13 protein-coding genes are annotated in these 19069 nt (G+C 32.9%); 2 read left to right on the top strand and 11 right to left on the bottom strand.

Going from position 1 to position 19069, the window contains the following annotated elements; all coding sequences use genetic code 11:
* Positions 1-164: 164 nt before the first annotated feature.
* The 4 genes from GXK57_RS00475 to GXK57_RS00460 form a co-directional block, all read right to left on the bottom strand.
* Positions 165-3188, bottom strand: a complete 3024-nt coding sequence (locus tag GXK57_RS00475; protein WP_160669827.1) for a glycoside hydrolase family 2 TIM barrel-domain containing protein — start codon at positions 3186-3188, stop codon at positions 165-167.
* 111 nt (positions 3189-3299) lie between these two features.
* Positions 3300-4118 carry a carbohydrate ABC transporter permease gene (locus tag GXK57_RS00470; RefSeq protein WP_160669824.1) on the bottom strand — a complete coding sequence of 273 codons (819 nt, stop codon included), beginning with the start codon at positions 4116-4118 and terminating at the stop codon, positions 3300-3302.
* A complete protein-coding gene (locus GXK57_RS00465; RefSeq protein WP_160670565.1) occupies positions 4115-4963 on the bottom strand; it encodes a sugar ABC transporter permease in 849 nt (282 codons plus the stop codon). The genes GXK57_RS00470 and GXK57_RS00465 overlap by 4 nt, the downstream gene beginning before the upstream one ends.
* 200 nt (positions 4964-5163) lie before the next feature.
* Entirely contained in the window at positions 5164-6471 is a 1308-nt protein-coding gene (locus GXK57_RS00460; protein WP_160669821.1) for an extracellular solute-binding protein, read from the bottom strand.
* Between the two features lie 404 nt (positions 6472-6875).
* Between GXK57_RS00460 and GXK57_RS00455 the strand changes: the two genes are divergently transcribed.
* Both GXK57_RS00455 and GXK57_RS00450 read left to right on the top strand, forming a co-directional pair.
* Complete coding sequence (locus tag GXK57_RS00455; RefSeq protein ID WP_160669818.1) at positions 6876-8450, top strand: response regulator; 1575 nt, start codon at positions 6876-6878, stop codon at positions 8448-8450.
* Complete coding sequence (locus GXK57_RS00450) at positions 8443-10215, top strand: sensor histidine kinase (protein WP_160669815.1); 1773 nt, start codon at positions 8443-8445, stop codon at positions 10213-10215. Before GXK57_RS00455 ends, GXK57_RS00450 begins: the two co-directional genes overlap by 8 nt.
* Positions 10216-10267: 52 nt before the next feature.
* On the opposite strand, the gene GXK57_RS00445 is transcribed toward GXK57_RS00450, so the two are convergent.
* The 7 genes from GXK57_RS00445 to GXK57_RS00415 form a co-directional block, all read right to left on the bottom strand.
* Positions 10268-10498 (bottom strand): hypothetical protein, encoded by a 231-nt coding sequence (locus tag GXK57_RS00445; RefSeq protein WP_160669812.1) that lies wholly within the window; start codon positions 10496-10498, stop codon positions 10268-10270.
* Positions 10499-10923: 425 nt separating this feature from the next.
* Entirely contained in the window at positions 10924-12099 is a 1176-nt protein-coding gene (locus tag GXK57_RS00440) for a cyclopropane-fatty-acyl-phospholipid synthase (RefSeq protein WP_279285470.1), read from the bottom strand.
* An 878-nt stretch (positions 12100-12977) separates the two neighbouring features.
* Entirely contained in the window at positions 12978-14693 is a 1716-nt protein-coding gene (locus tag GXK57_RS00435; protein WP_160669809.1) for a diguanylate cyclase, read from the bottom strand.
* 146 nt (positions 14694-14839) lie between these two features.
* Complete coding sequence (locus tag GXK57_RS00430) at positions 14840-16108, bottom strand: ferric reductase-like transmembrane domain-containing protein (protein ID WP_160669806.1); 1269 nt, start codon at positions 16106-16108, stop codon at positions 14840-14842.
* A 62-nt stretch (positions 16109-16170) separates the two neighbouring features.
* Positions 16171-16764, bottom strand: coding sequence for a CDP-alcohol phosphatidyltransferase family protein (locus GXK57_RS00425; protein WP_160669803.1), 594 nt, complete (start codon positions 16762-16764; stop codon positions 16171-16173).
* Positions 16765-17330: 566 nt separating this feature from the next.
* On the bottom strand, positions 17331-18104 hold the full coding sequence (locus tag GXK57_RS00420; RefSeq protein WP_160669800.1) for an ABC transporter permease: 774 nt from the start codon (positions 18102-18104) through the stop codon (positions 17331-17333).
* Entirely contained in the window at positions 18097-19017 is a 921-nt protein-coding gene (locus GXK57_RS00415; protein WP_160669797.1) for an ABC transporter ATP-binding protein, read from the bottom strand. The genes GXK57_RS00420 and GXK57_RS00415 overlap by 8 nt, the downstream gene beginning before the upstream one ends.
* Positions 19018-19069 lie beyond the last annotated feature (52 nt).

The raw sequence follows: 19069 nt of genomic DNA, 5'->3' as shown, positions 1-19069 counted from the left end.
AGGAAGTGGTGAATCAAAAGACTCATCACTTCCCTTTTTTTTCTATGCAAAATTCACTTTAACTACTCATTTATATTGTGTTCAACAATACAGCCTAAACTAATAGCACATCCTGTATATGGTATATAAACGGTTGTTGGATTAAAATGCTTATTAATGCTATCTTACTTTACTGCTTTTATAATAAATTCAAAATTCATATCCTTTGAAGAATCAATTAAATATTCCTCATGAACTGGTGCTCCCCAGCTATCATCTCCACCTACACCCATTTGCTTTCCGGCTATGGTTACAACGGTGTAGTTAGTTCTTGGAAGCTCATGATAATGAAGCGCATTCTGAAGCTCGAAGGCTGTATAAGGAGACACTCCAAGCTCAAAGCTTTCTCCTTCCGCTAAAAACTCAATGCCAAAGCCATTCTTATCTTTAAGCTTAACCCATCTTACCCCAGTATGGTTACCACTTTCCTGCGGCACTAGGTATCTTGAAACATTGTCTGAAACAAGCTTATCAAATATGCCTAGTTTAGCTCCTTTTACCCTATCAATGTAATTTTCTTCAGGTCCCATACCATAGAAGGTGAAGCTGTCATAGTCAGAAGAAAGCTTGAATGCTAAACCGAAGATAGGCATTTCTGGAAACCCCTCTACACCTTTATAATTACAGCTAACTTTAATTTGGCCATCCTCATAGGTGGTATAGGCTACCTTAACCTCTGTTGGCACTGATAGAGGAAGACTGTAGGTGTATTCAACCTTAACACTATATTCCTCTTCAAAGACCTCAACCTTTATGCACCTTTGGAATAAGCTTGCTTGAAGCCACTGACCGCATCTAAAGCCTTGCCTATTTCCATTGTCATTATCAGTAGTAGCTCTCCAATATATAGGCATTGGAGTTCTGGTTATCATTTCTTTCCCATTATACCTTAATGATACAATGCCACCTTCCTGCTTTGAGAATAATACGCTAAAGTCTCTATTCTTAACACCTATGTTTACATCTCCATGTATGACCTTGATCTTATTAAGCTCCTTTAAGCCTTTTTCTTTCTTAACAGGATATATATATTGATCAAAAGCTACTTCATGACCTTTTTCTGCCCAAGGTTTTGATTCTTTAAGCTTTAAAGCTACATTTATAAAGTATTCTCCAGCCTGTTCTAGCTTAGGAAGGTCAAAGGTAAAGTAAGCCTCTTCACCAGCCTTAACCATAACCTCTAGCTTATTGTTATACTTCTCTACTCCATTAAGATATAAGCTGTATTCTAGAAAATAGTCTGAGGTATCTATGAATAGATTTTCATTCTTTAGCTTAACTCCCTTTGCATCTGCATATAGCTTTATGTTTTGGTAAAGCTTCTTAACTTCCTGTACCTTTGGGGATATAGTTCTATCTGCATATATTATTCCATCACCACAGAAGTTATAGTCTGTAGCTCTGTCATCAAAATCTCCTCCATAAGCTAAGAACTCCTCACCAAATTTATTTTTACTTACTACCGCTTGATCTATATAGTCCCAAATGAAGCCACCTTGATAAAGCTTATACTTATCTTCAAGCTCTACATATTTGTGCATTGCTCCACAGGAATTGCCCATGGCGTGCATATATTCACAGCTTATATACGGCTTCTGTGGATTGTCCTTTAAATAAGCTTCTATCTCATGTACCTTTGCATACATTCTGCTTTCCATATCGCTTGTAGCATTGAACCTTCTGTCATGGAAGATACCTTCATAGTGTACTAGCCTAGAAGCATCTCTTTCTCTAAAATACTGCGACATCTTATAGATATTTTCTCCCCCATAAGATTCATTTCCACAGGACCATATTAGTATTGAAGGGTGATTCTTATCTCTTTCTACCATAGATTTTGCTCTATCAAGTACTATATCCAACCATTCTGGCTTACTATCAGGGATAACCCAATCCGGTATTACCTGTCCCATCTTCATCCAAGAACCATGAGTCTCAAGATTAGTTTCATCAATAAGGTAAATCCCATACTGATCACAAAGCTCATACCAATAGCTTTGATTTGGATAATGAGAAGTTCTAACTGCATTTATGTTACTTTGCTTTAAGAACTTTATATCCCAAAGCATATCTTCTTTGGTTATGGCTCTTCCTCTTCTGCAGTTAAATTCATGACGATTTATCCCTTTAAAGATTATTCGCTTGCCATTCAAATGCATTACCTTGTCTATCATCTCAAAGCTTCTGAAACCAACTCTCTGCGGTACTATCTCTATAGTCTTATCATCTTCATCCTTTAAGCTTACATAAAGAGTATAAAGATATGGATCTTCTGCACTCCAAAGCTTTACGTCAGTTACATCCATGGATATTTGCATATTGGGCTCTAACTTAATATTAGTACGATTAGCTACAGTAACTCCACTTTTATCCTTAAGCTCCAAGTCAGCAATACCTGCAATATGTCCACTAAGCTTTAGTTCTGCTTTCAAAACAGCATTTTTATAGGCTTTATCAAGATTAGTATTTACAAATATGTCTTGTACATGAGTTTTAGGTACTGTATATAAGTATACTTCTCTAAATATACCTGAAAATCTCCAAAAATCCTGATCTTCTAACCAGCTTCCAGTGGATCTCTTATAAACCTCTACAGAGAGCTTGTTTTCACCATTCTTTATATAAGGAGTAAGGTCAAACTCTGCTGGAGTAAAGCTATCTTCGCTATAGCCAATAAATTCTCCATTAAGCCAAAGGAAAAAGGCACTTTCTACACCTTGAAAGGATACAAATAAAGGACCACCTGTCAATGCTTCATCTAATTGAAAGTACTTAACATAGCTTCCTACAGGATTGTATTCTTCAGATACTTCTGGTGGTCTAAGTTCACTATGCCCATCCCAAGGATACATAGTATTAATATATTGAAGCTTGTCGTAGCCTTGAAGTTGTATGTGTCCAGGCACCTCAATATCCTTCCAACAATTACAGTCATAATCTAATTTATAAAAGTCTTTAACCCTTGAACTTGGGTTTATAGCAAAACTAAACTTCCAGTTACCATTTAAGCTCTGTCTAAGCCTCATATCTCCTGATTTTAGCTCGTCTTCTGTTAGATAATACTTATGGTCTGAATGAGCTTCAACCCTGTTTACTGCAAAGATTGAAGTATCAGAAAGCCATTCTATACTAGGTGTTTTTAAATCCATATTAGTAATCCTCCATCATAATATTTGAAGCACTATGCTATTGTTATCGTATACACTACTTTATTTTCCAATAGTTTTAATAAACTTTCAATAGATTTAGGAAAATATATATTAACCTTTTACCGAACCAAGCATTCCAGCAACAAAATGCTTTTGCATGAGGAAAAATACCAAAGCAGTTGGTATTGTGGCTATTACTACTCCAGCCATTATCATTCCATAGTCAGGAGTATAAGAGGAGCTCATGGTTGAGATTATAAGCGGAACGGTTCTTTTTTGTGGACTTTGTAAGGCTATCAGAGGCCACATATAGTTATTCCAGCTTCCCATGAAGGTTATGATAGCCGCTGCTGCATAGGAAGACTTCATGGTAGGAAAATAAATTCTAGTGAAAACTCTAAGCTCATCTAAACCATCTATACGGCCAGCTTCTAAAAGTTCCTTGGCAAAGGACTTGGTGTTCTGCCTAAAGAAAAACACTAGAAAGGCAGTGGATAAGCTCGGTATTATTACTGAACCAGTGGTGTTAAGTCCTGCTACCTTAAAGCTGCTAAACATCTTGAATAAAGGTATCATAAGTGCTGCAAAAGGTACCATCATTGATAGTAGAAGCACTCCAAAGATTCTATCTCTGACCTTATTTTTATATACCTCAAAGCCGTAGCCCGCCAAAGAACATATTATAAGTGCTAAGATTGTTGTTATTATAGCTATCTCTGCAGAATTTACTAAAGACTTAGAAAAGTGCAAGTCAGACTTAAATAAATTTTTTATATTCTCAACCATATGTGATCCTGGAATAAGAGATCCCCTGGTTACATCAACAGATTTATTAGTCATGCTTATTATCATCCATAAAAAAGGAAAAATCGAAACCAAAGAAATTATTGTTAAAAATAAGTATTTTAAAATACTAGTTAACTTTCTCATTTATCATCACCTGCCACCTTAAATTGTATCAAGGATAATATAACTATCATGAAAAGAATAGTATAAGATACTGCTGCTGCATATCCAAAGTTAGGACTATACTTAAAGCTAAGGTTATAAATATATTGAGATATGGTTGTAGACGCATTTCCTGGCCCACCCTTAGTTATATTCATTACCTCATCAAATAGCTGTAAGGTACCTGTAGTTGAGGTAATTGTGGTAAATAAAATTATTGGCTTTAACAAAGGTACAGTAATTTTGAAAAATTGCTTTACCGCTGATGCACCATCTATTCTTGCAGCCTCATATATGGATGAATCTATATTTTGAAGCCCAGCTAAATAAAATATCATGTTATAACCAGTCCATCTCCAGGTTATAGCTATGATAATTGTGAGCTTAGCCCAAAGAGGACTAGTAAGCCACTGTATAGGCGAAGCAATCAGATGCAAATCCATCAAAAACTTATTCATAAGTCCATCATTGGAAAATATACTCTTAAAGATTACAGAGTAAGCAACTAGAGAGGTTACACAAGGTAAAAATATAGCTGTTCTAAAAAAGCCTTTTCCTTTAAGCTTTTTATCATTTAGTAAAACGGAAACAAAAAGGGCTAAAAGAATCATTATAGGTACTTGTACCACTAGATAAATAAGCGTATTAAGTACTGCCTTTTTAAAGGTATCATCACTGAACAATCTTTTGTAATTGTCGATGCCCACAAACTTAAGGTTATTTCCCATACCTGATTTTAAGGATAATATGAAAGCCTGTATCATAGGATAGAAAACAAAGGTAACTATTAGTACTATACTTAATATGGTAAAAAGCCATCCAGCCATATTATAATTTCTACTTAATGCACTTGGTTTAGTGTTGTTTTTCTTATTTAAAGGACCTTGTCTTACAATATTCAACTTTTATCACTCCTTATGAAATTGAGGCCCCACTATAGAGATACCCGTAAGCTAACTTTTTAAAGCTAACTAAGGTAGCAGCAAAGCGATGCCTCAATTTGATACAATACCTGGAAGAGATTAATCTACTTTACTGCAGCAGATTCAGCTTGTGTTTGCGCATCCTTAAGAGCTGTGTCTATATTAGTATTGTTTTTCACTATTGATTGAACTGTACCTGTCAATATATCTTCAATTGTATAAGTATATAACCCATAATTTACTGAAGGTATTTTAGTAGTCCAGTTAGAGAAGTCTTCCAATATCTTTTGACCATTATAGAAATCCACAGGCTTTTTGTAGTTATCTGTTGAAGCTGATGCTTTTAGAGTGCTTGTAAGATTAATTTTCTGAGCTAGAGTATTCATAAGCTCTGTACTGCTTCCAAAGGTTTTTGCAAGAAAATCTGCAGCTACATCTGAGTTAGCAACCTTATCTAAAACATACCAGCTTGACCCACCTATATTTGATGCATTTACAGAACTAGAAACTGTGCTTAACTTAGGTATAGGAACTACAGCCCATTTCTTACTTTGATCTTCTGACTTAATTATTGAGCTTGATATCCAGCAGCCAGTTGGAACAGAAGCTGTCTCCCCTTTTTGGAAGGCTCCAACAAATTGATCCCAGTCTGATACCTGCTTTGCTATACCTGAATCAGCTATTTGTTTATATATCTTTATAGCTTCTTTTAAAGCTTCATTATTTGCTAAGTTTACAGTCTTACCATCATCCTTTACATACCACTGTCCAGCAGACTGCATCATTATTCTTAAAATACCTAAATCATTAGGGTCTAGTGTAAGCATGTACTTGCCAGTCTTTGCTTTTACTGCCTTACCTATTTCTATAAACTTATCCCAAGTCATATTCTGCATATCTTCAGCCTTGTAACCAGCTTGCTCTATTATGTCAGTTCTATAGAATAAAGCAGCTACTCCACTGTCAAAAGGCACTCCGTATTGTTTTCCACCAAAGCTAGTTGGCTTTATCTTATAATCCATGAAGTCTGAAGTTTTTACTTTGCTAGACATATCCTTAAACGCATCTGGATATGAGGTTAGGAAGTTTTGAGATCTATAATCTTCTATGAGAACAATATTAGGCAAGCCGTCTACAGTATTTGAACTTAGATTTGTATTAAGCTTTTGCACTATATCATTTTGAGCCATTTCTACTACGTCCACTTGAACATTCTTATTATCCTTTTCATAGATAGCCTTTGCTTCCTTGGCAGCAACTACGTTAAAGGTTCCATCCCAAGCCCAAATTGTAATCTTTTTAGTTGAATTATCAGAAGTTTTTGTTCCACCTTTATCATCTTTTGAACATGCACCTAAGCTTAAAACCAATACCGCACTCACTACAATTGATAGTATTTTTTTCATTTTCATAATAAAGATCCTCCCCCAACATCTTATTTTTACAGCTATTACTTAACTTTTAACAGTGGGCATAGCCGCTACTAAAACGTTTACTATTTCTTACAGTTCTTATTTTATACGAAAGTTAAGTTTTCAAATAGAAATATGTTTATATGAATTTGTACTTTTTTTATTAGCTAAAAATATAATTTAATGTATTCTAGTAATATTTTTAGATGCTATAATTATTTTTGTATACATTTACATTTTATCTGAAGGCGCTGTTAAAGTACTATGCCGAAATTAATCGGTTAATCCGCCTATGCTTTAATAATCTTACGTAAAGAATTAATATGGCATCTCCTGCACAACCACTTAATTTCAACAATATGCTTGAACATAGCCTATCTAAAAAATATAAAGGACTGATGTTATTGAAAGAGTTATGCAGAATTTTAATAGTTGATGATGAGTATATTTTGAGACAAGGAATAAAACATCTATTAAATTGGGAAAAGGAAGGTTTTGAAATCATTGGGGAAGCCTCCAATGGTGAAGAAGCACTAGGACTTATTGAAAAGCTTAAGCCTCATATAATAATATCAGATGTTGTGATGCCAGTAATGGATGGCGTTGATCTAGCAAAAATAATAAAAAGCAGGTATCCAGAGCTGCAGATGGTTATTCTAAGCGGCTATAGTGACTTTGACTATGTAAAAAACACCTTCAAATACGGAGTGAATGATTATATCCTAAAACCTAAGTTAGATCCTAATGAGCTTCTTTCATTATTAAAGGATACTGCTAGTAATATCCTAAACTTAAGTCTATCACCTTCCGATGATGATTCTACTTTGAACATAAACTCTATACTTTCTAAGCTAGTCTCTGGCTTCAGTGTTGATTACGACAGCAATACCATTAATAACTTATTTGATAAGGATTCCTTTATGCTTATAGCCTTTGACTTAAAAACTCTTGAAGCATCCAATAAATTAGCCTCACTAAACTTAACCTTAACATTGTCTAATGCTGCTAAACTTACTTTAAATACTTCCTACTATTATGAAATAAACTTAAATAATGATTTTTTCCTGCTTCTTATAAACTATGAAAGCAAAAATAATCATACCATTCTACAGCAAATAAATAGTCTTTTATCTGAAACTTCCACTAAAGTGCACCAATCCTTTGCAGTAATAAGCAAAGCCTTTAGCTCTATATATAGATTGCCAGAGGTGTACAATGATGAAATAAAGCCTTTGTTTGGATATAGGTTCTACTTTAAGAATGAAACTTTAATCTCTAATGACAATTTGCCAGTAATTAATACCTCTGATAAATTTGATTATAAATACTACTCTGACCAGATCTACATGCTAAATATAAGTACTGCCCTAAATTACTTAAAGGATCAGGTTCAACACATCATCCACAGCTGCAGTCTTAATGAATTTGAGCTTAAGACCCTTACTCAAAACGCCTTATATAACATAATAAACATATTAGATGAGCTAGGTTTTACTCTAGAGGAAATGAGTTCTTTAAAAAGATCTTACTTTCATAAAATAGATGAAGCAAGATTTTCTGAAGACTTAGTTGAGCTGTTAAATAAAATTTCCGAAGAAATAATAGAGTTACTAAGCCAGCACCAAAGCTCCATGAATGACCAGATCATAAACAAAATAATAGAATATATCTCAAAGCATTATGATGAACAATTGTCTCTAAAAGAACTAGCTGATAAGTTCCACTTTAATTACTATTATCTTTCATCTTATTTTAGTTCTCATAACAGTGAAGGCTTTAGTGAGTACCTTAATAAAGTAAGAGTGGAAAAAGCTGCAGAGCTTCTTAGAAATGAGGCTATCCCCGTTTCTGAGATATGTTATAAAGTTGGATATTCTGATCATAGTTATTTTTGCAAGGTCTTTAAAAAGTTTAAGAAACTTACTCCAAGTAAATTCAGGAAAAACATACTTAACAATAAAAGAGGTTCCTTTGTCTAAATTTATAAATAAGCTTAAAAATAACAGCCTATTTTTTAAACTTGCATTAATAATGTCCATAAGCAGTATCAGTATATCCATTATCACAGCCTTCATCATAATGAACATCTCAAAAAATATATTCATAGATAACTTCAGTATTACAAATAACAAAATACTTAATCAGATACAAACTAACTCTGCTGATCTTAACAATAAACTGATAAGTGTTATGAATACAGTAAATGATAGCTGGGCCTTTAGAAGATATCTTACGGAAAATAACAATTCACAAATAGAGCAGGCTTATATAATATACAATCTTAAACAGCATTTGAAACTAAGTGATCCTGTATTTAATAGTGAAAATATAGACTTTTTGCTAGTTGGAAAAAATAACTCTACCTTTATAAGAAGCTCAGCTTTACTAACCTCCTCGGTAAATGACATCAAGGAGAGCACTATAACTAAGGATAGCCTTAACAATCCGAATAAATTACTTTATAGGTATAGCAAGTCTGGTTTTACAAGCATAACTAACGGTAATAATGTCATCGTAGCTACAAAAGTGCTTCATGATCAAAGAACTAAGGAGCAGTTTGGCGTGCTGTACATGACCATAGATGAAAAGGTATTTAGTAAGCTTTATTCTAACTTTACTACCATAGGCAATGATGTATTGATAATGTCTCCAGATGGCACAATAGTCTCCTCTAACAAACAAAATCTAATCGGAAGCAAAGATGCTAATATGATAGCCATAGCAACAGAAATAAATAAAAATAAATTAAAGTATAAGAATATAAATTCTGGTGGAAAAAGCTATACAGTTTTATCGGAGTACATGCCTATATATGATTTCTATTTAGTAAATATAATAGATACAAACATAGCCCTAGGGAGCATGTACAACATAAGTCAAATCATTTTGATATGTGGGGTTATAATTTCAATTTCCTTCTCCATATTATTTATAATTACTAGAAGAACAACCAAGCCCTTGAGGATATTGGTAAAAGAGATGTCCAAGATAACCGAAGGTAATTTTAATAATCATATAAATTTAGAAGGAAGCTCAGAAATAAAGAAATTAAGCAAATCCTTTAACTACATGCTTGATGGAATAAATGACTATGTAGAAAAACTCCTAATAGCTCAGGAAAATCAAAGAAAGTCAGAACTATCAGCACTTCAAATGCAAATAAATCCACACTTTATCTACAATACCCTAGCATCTATAAAATGGCTGGTTTTAAAAGGAGACAAGGAAAAGGCAAGCAACACCATAAACGCTTTTATATCCCTTCTTCAAAACACCATAAGCGAAACCAGTGAAACAATAACAGTGGAGCAAGAAATAGATAATCTAAAAAACTATGTTTTCATAAACGAAACCAGATATGGAGATAAAATAAAGGTGAATTTTCATGTATTGCCACAGTGCAATAACTTCAAAGTCCCTAAATTGATACTGCAGCCCTTTATAGAAAATGCCTTTTTCCATGCCTTCACCGGAGATGAAGCTGGAAGAATACATGTATTTATATCAGAAAAGTATGGTAAGTTATTCTGCGAGATAGTAGACAATGGCGCTGGTATGGATGAAGAACAGCTATCAAAGCTTTATTCCTCTACCACCTCTAAGCATAAACATTTTACTGGCATTGGAATAAAGAATGTAGATGATAGAATAAAACTTCTTTATGGAAGTGACTATGGAGTAAAGATAAATAGCGAAATATCTGTAGGAACTACTATAAGTATATTTCTGCCTTTGATTGATTAATAGTTATATATAGTTTTTCACTTATTTTCTTATAGAAGTATCACTTCAAATGTTACATTTTTGGTGCGTGGTACCAGCATGAAAGAAAAAGTACTGTAGTACCAATAAAGGCCACAGAACCAATTAATAATACAATGATCAAAATTATGCGGATTGCCATATGGACTTTCTTCCCAGTTTTTTTCTTGTATAAATTGCATAATATAAGAAGTATTGTTGATGATATTGTAAGACCTAAGCCTATAAAGAACACAATAACAACAATAGAAAAAATCACCAACACCTATGTTACCTCCAAAGTTATGATTAAATTAATCGCTTTTTTTAATATATATGTATTTTGATTTATAAATAGCATTACGTTTTACCTCAAAGATAAGAATAATACCACTAAATACAATACCATAAAAATACATTAATTACAAAATAATTAATCTTCAACTTAAACAAAGTACTAGATAATTATTTTATACAAGTATAGAAGCTATTACATAACTAATTGTTTTACTAATTATGTAATAGCTTATTAATATAAACCTTAAATCTAATAATTTATAGCCACCTATCACTAAATGAGGTATGAGTAATGACTCTAAAACCTCTTTTTAAAACAGGTAATTACTATTAACTTCTTTGCACAAATCAATCTAGATGTCTATTGGTTCTCCAAATAACCATGGTATAAAATATCTATATATTATCAGATTACTATCTATACATATAATCCCTTGTCCATGGTAAGTCATTATTAACTCCCTTACCGAATAGTATTTGATGGATGCTTATATTTACACAATTAAAGGATGCTGCACAGGCATTGAGATAAAGTCTCCACATTCTTATAAAGGTTTCATCCTTGCTCTTTCTAACCTCTGTAAGTGCTGCTTCAAAGTTTCTAGCCCAGTTCTCTAAGGTTCTTCCGTAGTGTCTTCTAAGACTTTCTACATCGATTAATTCAAAATCCTGTTCTGATATATAGTTCACTAATTCCTTAACTGCTGGTACATAGCCGCCTGGGAATATATATTTATCAATCCAGGTATTAGTACCACCATCATTTATTCCGGTTATAGAATGTACAAGAGAAAGCCCATTTTTGCTTAAAAGCTTGTTTACTGTTTGGAAGTACTCTTGTAGGTTTTCCTTACCTACATGCTCTATCATACCTACGCTGACTACTCTATCAAAGGTAAGATTCTTTAATTCTCTATAGTCTGAAAGTTTAACGTCTACTAAGTCAGTTAATCCTTCTTCTTTTATTCTTTGTTTTACTCTCTCGAACTGTTCTGAGCTTAAAGTTACCCCCAGGGCCTTTACCTTGTACTTTTTCGCTGCTGTAATAATAAGCTCGCCCCAGCCACAGCCTATATCCAAAAGACTCTGCCCTTCGCTTAAGTTAAGCTTCTTAAGTATATGCTCAACCTTATTTTTCTGAGCTTCTGTTAAGGAATCTGTGTCATTTTTAAAGTATCCACAAGAATAAGTCATGGTATCATCAAGCCATAGCTTATAAAAATCATTACCTATATCATAATGAAACTCAATATTCTCTTTGCTTGTTTTTATAGTGCTCTTTATCTTCTTTAAAAGTTTCTCGTACTTAGCACCATTCTTCAAAAAGCTTTCCTTATTGTTGTAAAGTGATTCTATTACATCCTGCACGCTGCCCTCTATGTCTACCTTGTTAGTCATATAACCTTCACCCAGTGCCATGGAAGGATCGTTTATTATATCTCCCTTTGGAATAGGTTCATTAAAGATAATCTTAAACTTTGCCTCTCCTTCACCATAGTTTTCTACAGTGCCATCCCAGAACTTAATTTGAAAGGGATCTGAAAACATATTTTTTAATAGAGTTTTGTAAAACAACTTATCAGCAACCAAATCTAATCACCCCTCATTCCAATACTTCTAAAGATGTACCACTTCAATCTGAAATTTATTTTCAAAGTATCTCCGACTTCAGAGAAGAGAGTTTGAAAATATCAATTTTATCATAAAGTATTACATCTCTATATCATTCCAACCTGTTAGCTCTACACAGATAAAACACTTCTGCTTTTCATAAATAGTCCTGATTAAATAATATTATTGAAATTACCTAGTTATTCAGTAACAACCTTAGCATTACCTAAGAATAATATGTGTTTAATAATATTGTTTAAATTAATTGGTTAACAAGGAGATACCATATGAGCGAACAATTAGAATTAAAGCATCAGACCACTGACCACTTAATTTAAACACAGTACTTTAACAGGGCTAAAATAAAAAGTGTTTTGTCTATATAGAAAGACTTATTGCCAGAATAATATCAGTTACTAATATATATGCAGTTATTTTAAATTACTGCACTACAGACTATTATATCACTCTTTGTTTACAATAAAAACCTAATAGGTTAATAATATTTAAACTAATCAATTAAGTCTCAAAGCGATACATCTATATAGATATTTAGTTTTTCTCAAACTTATTCCTAAAGAACGGAATTTTAGCTAAAGCAGACTTCTTAAATGATTTTTTGCGTATCTGCCTTTTGCCAGTGTATATTGAAGCGTTCTGTCTGGCAAATAAAACTTTCTTTTACTGTTGCAATCCCTTCAAATTAATAGGTCTAGTTAGCAAAAACTTTACATTTTCCCTAACAGTAAAAAATCTCACTGAAGCATCTTCTTCAGTGAGATTTTTTGTATACCCACCTTTGTGAACATACGTTAGAAAACTCTAGCAGACCAATATGTATTATTTTTCAATATTATTTATACCGCAATCCTATCTCTTCCGGAATTTTTGGCTATGTATAAAAGCTTATCTGCATTTTCAATGCATTGCTGCTTTATATATGTATCATTTTCGTATAAGCCACCACTTACAGTAACTATGCTTCCATTTTTTAGATATATATCTTTTATATTTTTCCTTATAGACTCACTAATTTCTTTAGCCTTTTCTTTATCTGTGTTGGGAAGTACAACTATAAACTCTTCTCCACCGTATCTTCCAACATAATCTGTAGGTCTTAAGCTATTTTCAATAGCCTTGCTTACATTTATTAATACCTTATCTCCATAAGGATGTCCAAATTTATCATTAATAGCTTTAAAGAAATCTACGTCTATCATCAATACAGAAAACTTACTATTATATTTCTTATAGTCCTCTATCATAATATCTAATATGCTTTCTATATAATTTCTATTATAAAGCTTGGTTAACCCATCCCTTATAGAATTTTCGTATATTACCTTGTTCTCAAGTTTTAACTTTTCTATAATAGCCACCTCGTCAGAATACCTAATTGCAATAACATAAGTCTCCAATATAGCAAACATAAACATACCTATTTGAAACCCATACCTGGAGTATGAAACACCATTGTTAACCAAAACATCATTTAAGGTTGTTGTGATGATAAAAATGAATGCCAGAAGAGATACTCCACTGTAACGCTCCTTTTTTATTACCTTATTAACCAAAAATATTAACATACTTATTATTATTAATGCTAAAAAACCTTCACCTAAGTATGAAAGACTATCATAGAAAGGACCTTCAGTTACTACGCAAATAAAAGAAAACACTAATGAGAAACTCAAAGATAAAACTGTTAGCTTTTTAGGAATATCCTTAAATATTTCTCTAATAAATAAAACATATATCGGTATCCATAGATAATATGTGAGGGCAGCTGTCTTACTCATTAATTCGTAAGGCATATTGGGAAAGAATCGTATTACTATTCGCTCATTTAAAAATAAACATCTTAATTGAACCAATAGGCAAAGTATAGAAAAATACAAAGAAGCTCTATTACCTTTAACTTTCTTAAATATAAAGAGATTTAAAAGTTCTAAAACAAACAAGCTTCCTACTATCAATACGTCAACACTTACGTTTAACAAGAATTCATTCATTATCTTATCTTTAGTGCTGAGCTGCATAGATCTGATTATAGGGAAAAGATCTCTATAGTTAGAGGTTTCAATAACAATTTCAACTTCTCCATTGTTAGGGGTGAAGTATGAGTAGGTAGGCAGATATATTGCTTTCTCCTCATCATAGCTCTTTCCTATCTTACCTACAGTTCCTTGAAGAACACCATTTATCCAAACCTTTGAAGCGGAAAGCATCTTACTTATTCTCAACCCATAAACCACACCATCTTTTGCTTTTATTCTAAGTCTTAAAGTCATATAACCAGTGGTTTGTCCATTTAATTGACTTTTCAAGTCGCCAGGAATAGTTAGATATGCTTGTGAATTCATTTCTTTAAGTTCTTCTGGAGAAAGAAGGTTATTTTTAAACAGTTCCCATTCACCATCTAAATCAACAACTTCCTTTTTACTAAAGTCGTAATCGGTAAGATCTACCCTTCCATTGGCGGCATGTGCTTTGTGACCTCCTCCGAAATTAATGATTGATATAATATTGGCTAGTATAAAAATGGCTAGAATAGAGATTGTAATCTTTCTCATATAATATCTCCTATTAATTATAATAACTATTAAAATATATTATATATCAACTAATTTAGCAATAGGTGAGATATTACCTAATAACATGAAGAAACCGCTACCACTAGCCTAAAACTTCAGCTAATGGTAGCGGTTGAAATATTTCTTTATTTAAACTGAAACTGTTCAAAGTGCACTACTAAATCATTAAAATTATTATCCTTAAATTGCTTTCTCAAGCTTTCTCTCATGCCCTTAGGACCACAGAAATAAACATCCTTTACCTGCTCCATATCTACTTCTTTGCCAATAGCATCTAATGATAAGAAGCCCTTCTCCTTAGAATTAAACAAATGTAATTTCACTTTAGTGTTTAAAGCTAACTGGCTTAATTCTTCAATATAAGCTCCATCCTGCTGGCTATTGTATGCATAGAAGAAGTCAATACTGTAACCTTCTGGTACTGGAGCTTGCAAGAAGCTTCTAAATGGAGTTACCCCTATACCACCAGCAATCCAAACCTGACTTTTGCCACCGTCTTTGTAGTCAAAGCTTCCATGTGGACCTTCTACTGCGAACTCATCACCAAGCTGTAAGCTATCCAGAAGAATCCTTGTATCATCACCTAAGGCCTTAATGGTAAACTGAATCTCACCTTCTTTTGGTGCTGCACTTATGGTAAAGGGATGGGAAGGGAACTTCTTTCCCTTGCCTATAAGCTTAATAAATGCAAATTGTCCTGGTTTGAACTTAACGTTTTTACTTAAAGCCCTACCTGTTATTTCTAGAGTGCCATCAGATACAAGCTTTAATTTACTTACCTTAAACTTATACTTAAAGGCCACTTTTTCATAGAAGAATATGCTATAAAATATTGAGATAACACCTACTAGATTAACTGCATTGAGCCAAATGCTAAATGGACTTAAAGAAAGCACTGGGTAAGTAGAACTTCCATAATAATGATAAACTCCCATCATATAAGCCACTATCATAAACTTATGGATATTTTTCCACCTCTCATAGTTTAACTTCTTAGCCACTATGGCAGTTATAATAAGTGCTACAAATAAATACAAACTAAAGCTTCCGTACATAGCATAAGGATCTCTAGGTATCTTTATACCTTCACTTATTTCAATCCTTTTACCAATCTCAATAGTTATGTTGTGAATTACCACTAGAAGTAAAGCAGTCATGCTTAAGTACTTGTGGTAAATATAAGATTTGTCCAATCCGTTAAATATACGATTCAAAACCTTATGCCTTGTAGAAATAAAATTCACCAACGAAAAAGCAACTAGTGCAAAGGCAGCAATAAGCTGTGAATATTCACTTGCCTTAGAAATCTCCCTTGTGGAACTAGCAAAAAGCCAGCTTATATAAGTTATTGCCATTGTAATTATAATAAATATCAAACCTGATCTCTTTTTCAATTAAATCTCCCCCCAACTTACTAATTTCAATCTTTTATGCTTAATATATTGTTCTAGAACTTCTATCTTCTGACCTTGCTATATCTTAGTTTCGTAAGCATATAGCATCCTCTAATTCTTTCAAAGGAAGAGTATGCTCCACCTAAGAAGGTAGTATATAGTAAGCCGTTAATTAAATAACTTGACCCAGCAACATTAGAATGGCTAAGTAGACACGCTACCCCTGGTATTAAGAAAAAGGTAGCCGAAACTATTCTTCCTATCTTATCAAAGACAAATGGGTGATTAGATGATGTATCATATCGCTTTATAAAGTTTGAAGTTGCCACAAATTCTAAAAACTTTATACATACAAAAGCTAAATACCATGCAGGCAGCACTTTTACAACTATGAGCATCATATAGGAAGAAACTATATATAATAAATCTGCAAAAACATCTAGTTTAGCTCCCATAACTGAGGTTACTCCAAGCTTTCTTGCTAGCTTTCCATCAAACAAGTCTGATAGACAGATACCGCTAAACAAAATGGCTAAAACTACAGCAGAACCTTGTCCATACATAAAGTGTTCAAAAATGCAGTAATTAAGTATAAGAGTCATAACTACTCTTGATATAGTCAATGTATTTGGTATCAACTTACTTATCTTATCCATATCTCTTACCTCTAAAATTCTTTATTTTTTGGCTCTGTTAAAGTACCGTGTTGAAATTAAGTGGTCAGTCATCCGATGCTTAGATGAGCTTACGCAAAGAATTAATATGATTTTGTCATATTCCATGGCTAAAACTGTAAACTCTTCTCTCATAAGCCAGAGAAGTTTTAAATTTAGCTTTCAGATTAAAGTATTAAATCTTTATCTGTCTTAAATATAAAACACTTAATTTAAAACAACCTTAGAGGAAGCTTAGAATTTGCTGAGAAAGTTGTAAACAATCTATACAATTTACATCCACTTGTAGAATACTTTACTTATAAAAAAAGGCTGCAAACAAACTAAAACAGTTCATTTGCAGCTCTCTTATTTTACTATCTAGGAAGTTATGCCAACCTACCAATATTAAAGCTTTGGAGTAGCTATTTAGGGTAAACAACAGAAAAAACTTATGTGGCCTATCAGATTTTACTCATATAGTTTGAGAAATGGCAGATGGCAAAAAACTCACTGAAGAAGGTGGCTTCAGCGTTTTTTACTTGTTAAACTTATACAGTAGCAGAAGTCTAGTTTATATCTGACTTCACATAATATACTATACTTAATGACATTCCTATTAAGAAAGTTAGAATTGCAATTGTTATAACCGTATAAGGTAGTTGAATAGATGAAGCATCTATCACAAACTTGCCTAACTCACCTTTTCCTAACGATTTTACCGCACTAGTAAGTATATTTAGAGGGTAAATAAATGGTATTTTCTCCGATATAGACTGGTCAGCAAAACTTACTAGGAACATATTAATAAGAGTTGCTAAACCTGAGTATATTATAGGACCTATTACATTTTTAGTGAGCAAAGAAATAAATATAGCTATAGGAAGTATAGCTATTTCGAAAAGCAAAATACATCCATTAAGCTTTAAGTGATTAATTATTATATCCATAGTCAAAGCATCATGAGGAAGGAAAAGCCCTGTAAGTAGTGTTAGTGCCAGCTGAATAACAATCGTTGCCATTATTATAAGTATTATAACTATAAACTTCGATACAAATACCTTTATTCTGCTTAATGGATAAGAAAATAAAGTATTGCTGGTATTGTAAGAAAATTCTCTACTGAATATATAGGAAGCAATAAGTGCATACATGGATAAGTTCATAAACAAAAAGTTCATTTGCTCCACTTGGTATATATACTTATCCCAGTAAACATGAGACCCTTGTCCAAGCCATCCTAAGCATAAAGTCCCAGGAAAAAATAATGCTATTAGAAAAATAACTAAGTAAAAGTATGATCTTTTTAACTTTAAGAATTCGCAATATATAGCATCATACATTTTCTTCACCTCCTATAAGATTGACAAAATAATCTTCTAAGTTGTCTGCACTAAGACTCATTTCATTTAGGTCTACATCATTATTGATCATAAGCCTTGAGATCTCAGCGCCCCTTTCTATACCTTCATATATTCTCAGCACATTATTTTCAAAAACATCAAAGTCCTTAATACCTAATTTTGCTTCAAGTAAATAGCAAGCTTTTTTATCATCACTTATTCTTAACTTAAGATACTTTCTATTTCTTCTCTGAAGCTCCTTATAATCAATCTCCTCAACCAATCTTCCTTTGTGAATGATTCCTACTTCTGTTGCTAGTTGCTCTATCTCACTTAAAAGATGACTGGAAACCAAAATAGTTATGCCTTGTTTATCTTTTAAATCTATTAAAGTCTCTCTGATATCTTTTATTCCTAGTGGATCCAAGCCATTAGTGGGCTCATCTAAAATTAAAAGCTCTGGCTTATGAAGTATTGCTCTTGCTATACCAAGTCTCTGCTTCATACCTAAGGAAAAGTTCTTTACCTTTTTGTCCTTTATGTCCTTAAGCTCTAACCCCACTATAGCCAGTGACTCTTTTATATACTCCTTGTTTTCTATACCAGTCATTCTTCTATGAATCTCCAGATTTTCTTCAGCTGTCAGGTTTGGATAGAAACCTGGATACTCTATGGTGGAACCTATTCTCTTATATATATCTTTTTTGTAGTTAGTCTGTCCAAACATCTCAATTTCACCATCAGATGGCTTTATTAGATTCATCAGCATTCTTAAAGTAGTGGTCTTTCCAGCACCATTTTGTCCCAAGAAGCCATAAATCTCTCCTCTCTTTATGTTTATATTAAGATTGTCCACCGCAAATACACCTTTATATTTTTTACTCAAATTATGAGTTCTTATTGCGTAATCCACAACATCACCTCTTTCTAAAGATTAAAAGGACTATGCTTTAATAATAAAACAT

This window comes from Clostridium sp. C8-1-8, assembly GCF_009928445.1.
Classification (GTDB): Bacteria; Bacillota; Clostridia; order Clostridiales; family Clostridiaceae; genus Clostridium_AR.
Note: the sequence above shows the minus strand (reverse complement) of the source record. Positions and strands in the feature narration are given on the sequence as shown.

Excerpts from the sequence above, each read along its gene's own strand:
- GXK57_RS00475 (WP_160669827.1), bottom strand. The coding sequence starts at position 3,188 with ATGGATTTAAAAACACCTAGTATAGAATGGCTTTCTGATACTTCAATC.
- GXK57_RS00470 (WP_160669824.1), bottom strand. The coding sequence starts at position 4,118 with ATGAGAAAGTTAACTAGTATTTTAAAATACTTATTTTTAACAATAATT.
- GXK57_RS00465 (WP_160670565.1), bottom strand. The coding sequence starts at position 4,963 with ATGGCTGGATGGCTTTTTACCATATTAAGTATAGTACTAATAGTTACC.
- GXK57_RS00460 (WP_160669821.1), bottom strand. The coding sequence starts at position 6,471 with ATGAAAATGAAAAAAATACTATCAATTGTAGTGAGTGCGGTATTGGTT.
- GXK57_RS00435 (WP_160669809.1), bottom strand. The coding sequence starts at position 14,693 with ATGAGAAAGATTACAATCTCTATTCTAGCCATTTTTATACTAGCCAAT.
- GXK57_RS00425 (WP_160669803.1), bottom strand. The coding sequence starts at position 16,764 with ATGGATAAGATAAGTAAGTTGATACCAAATACATTGACTATATCAAGA.
- GXK57_RS00420 (WP_160669800.1), bottom strand. The coding sequence starts at position 18,104 with ATGTATGATGCTATATATTGCGAATTCTTAAAGTTAAAAAGATCATAC.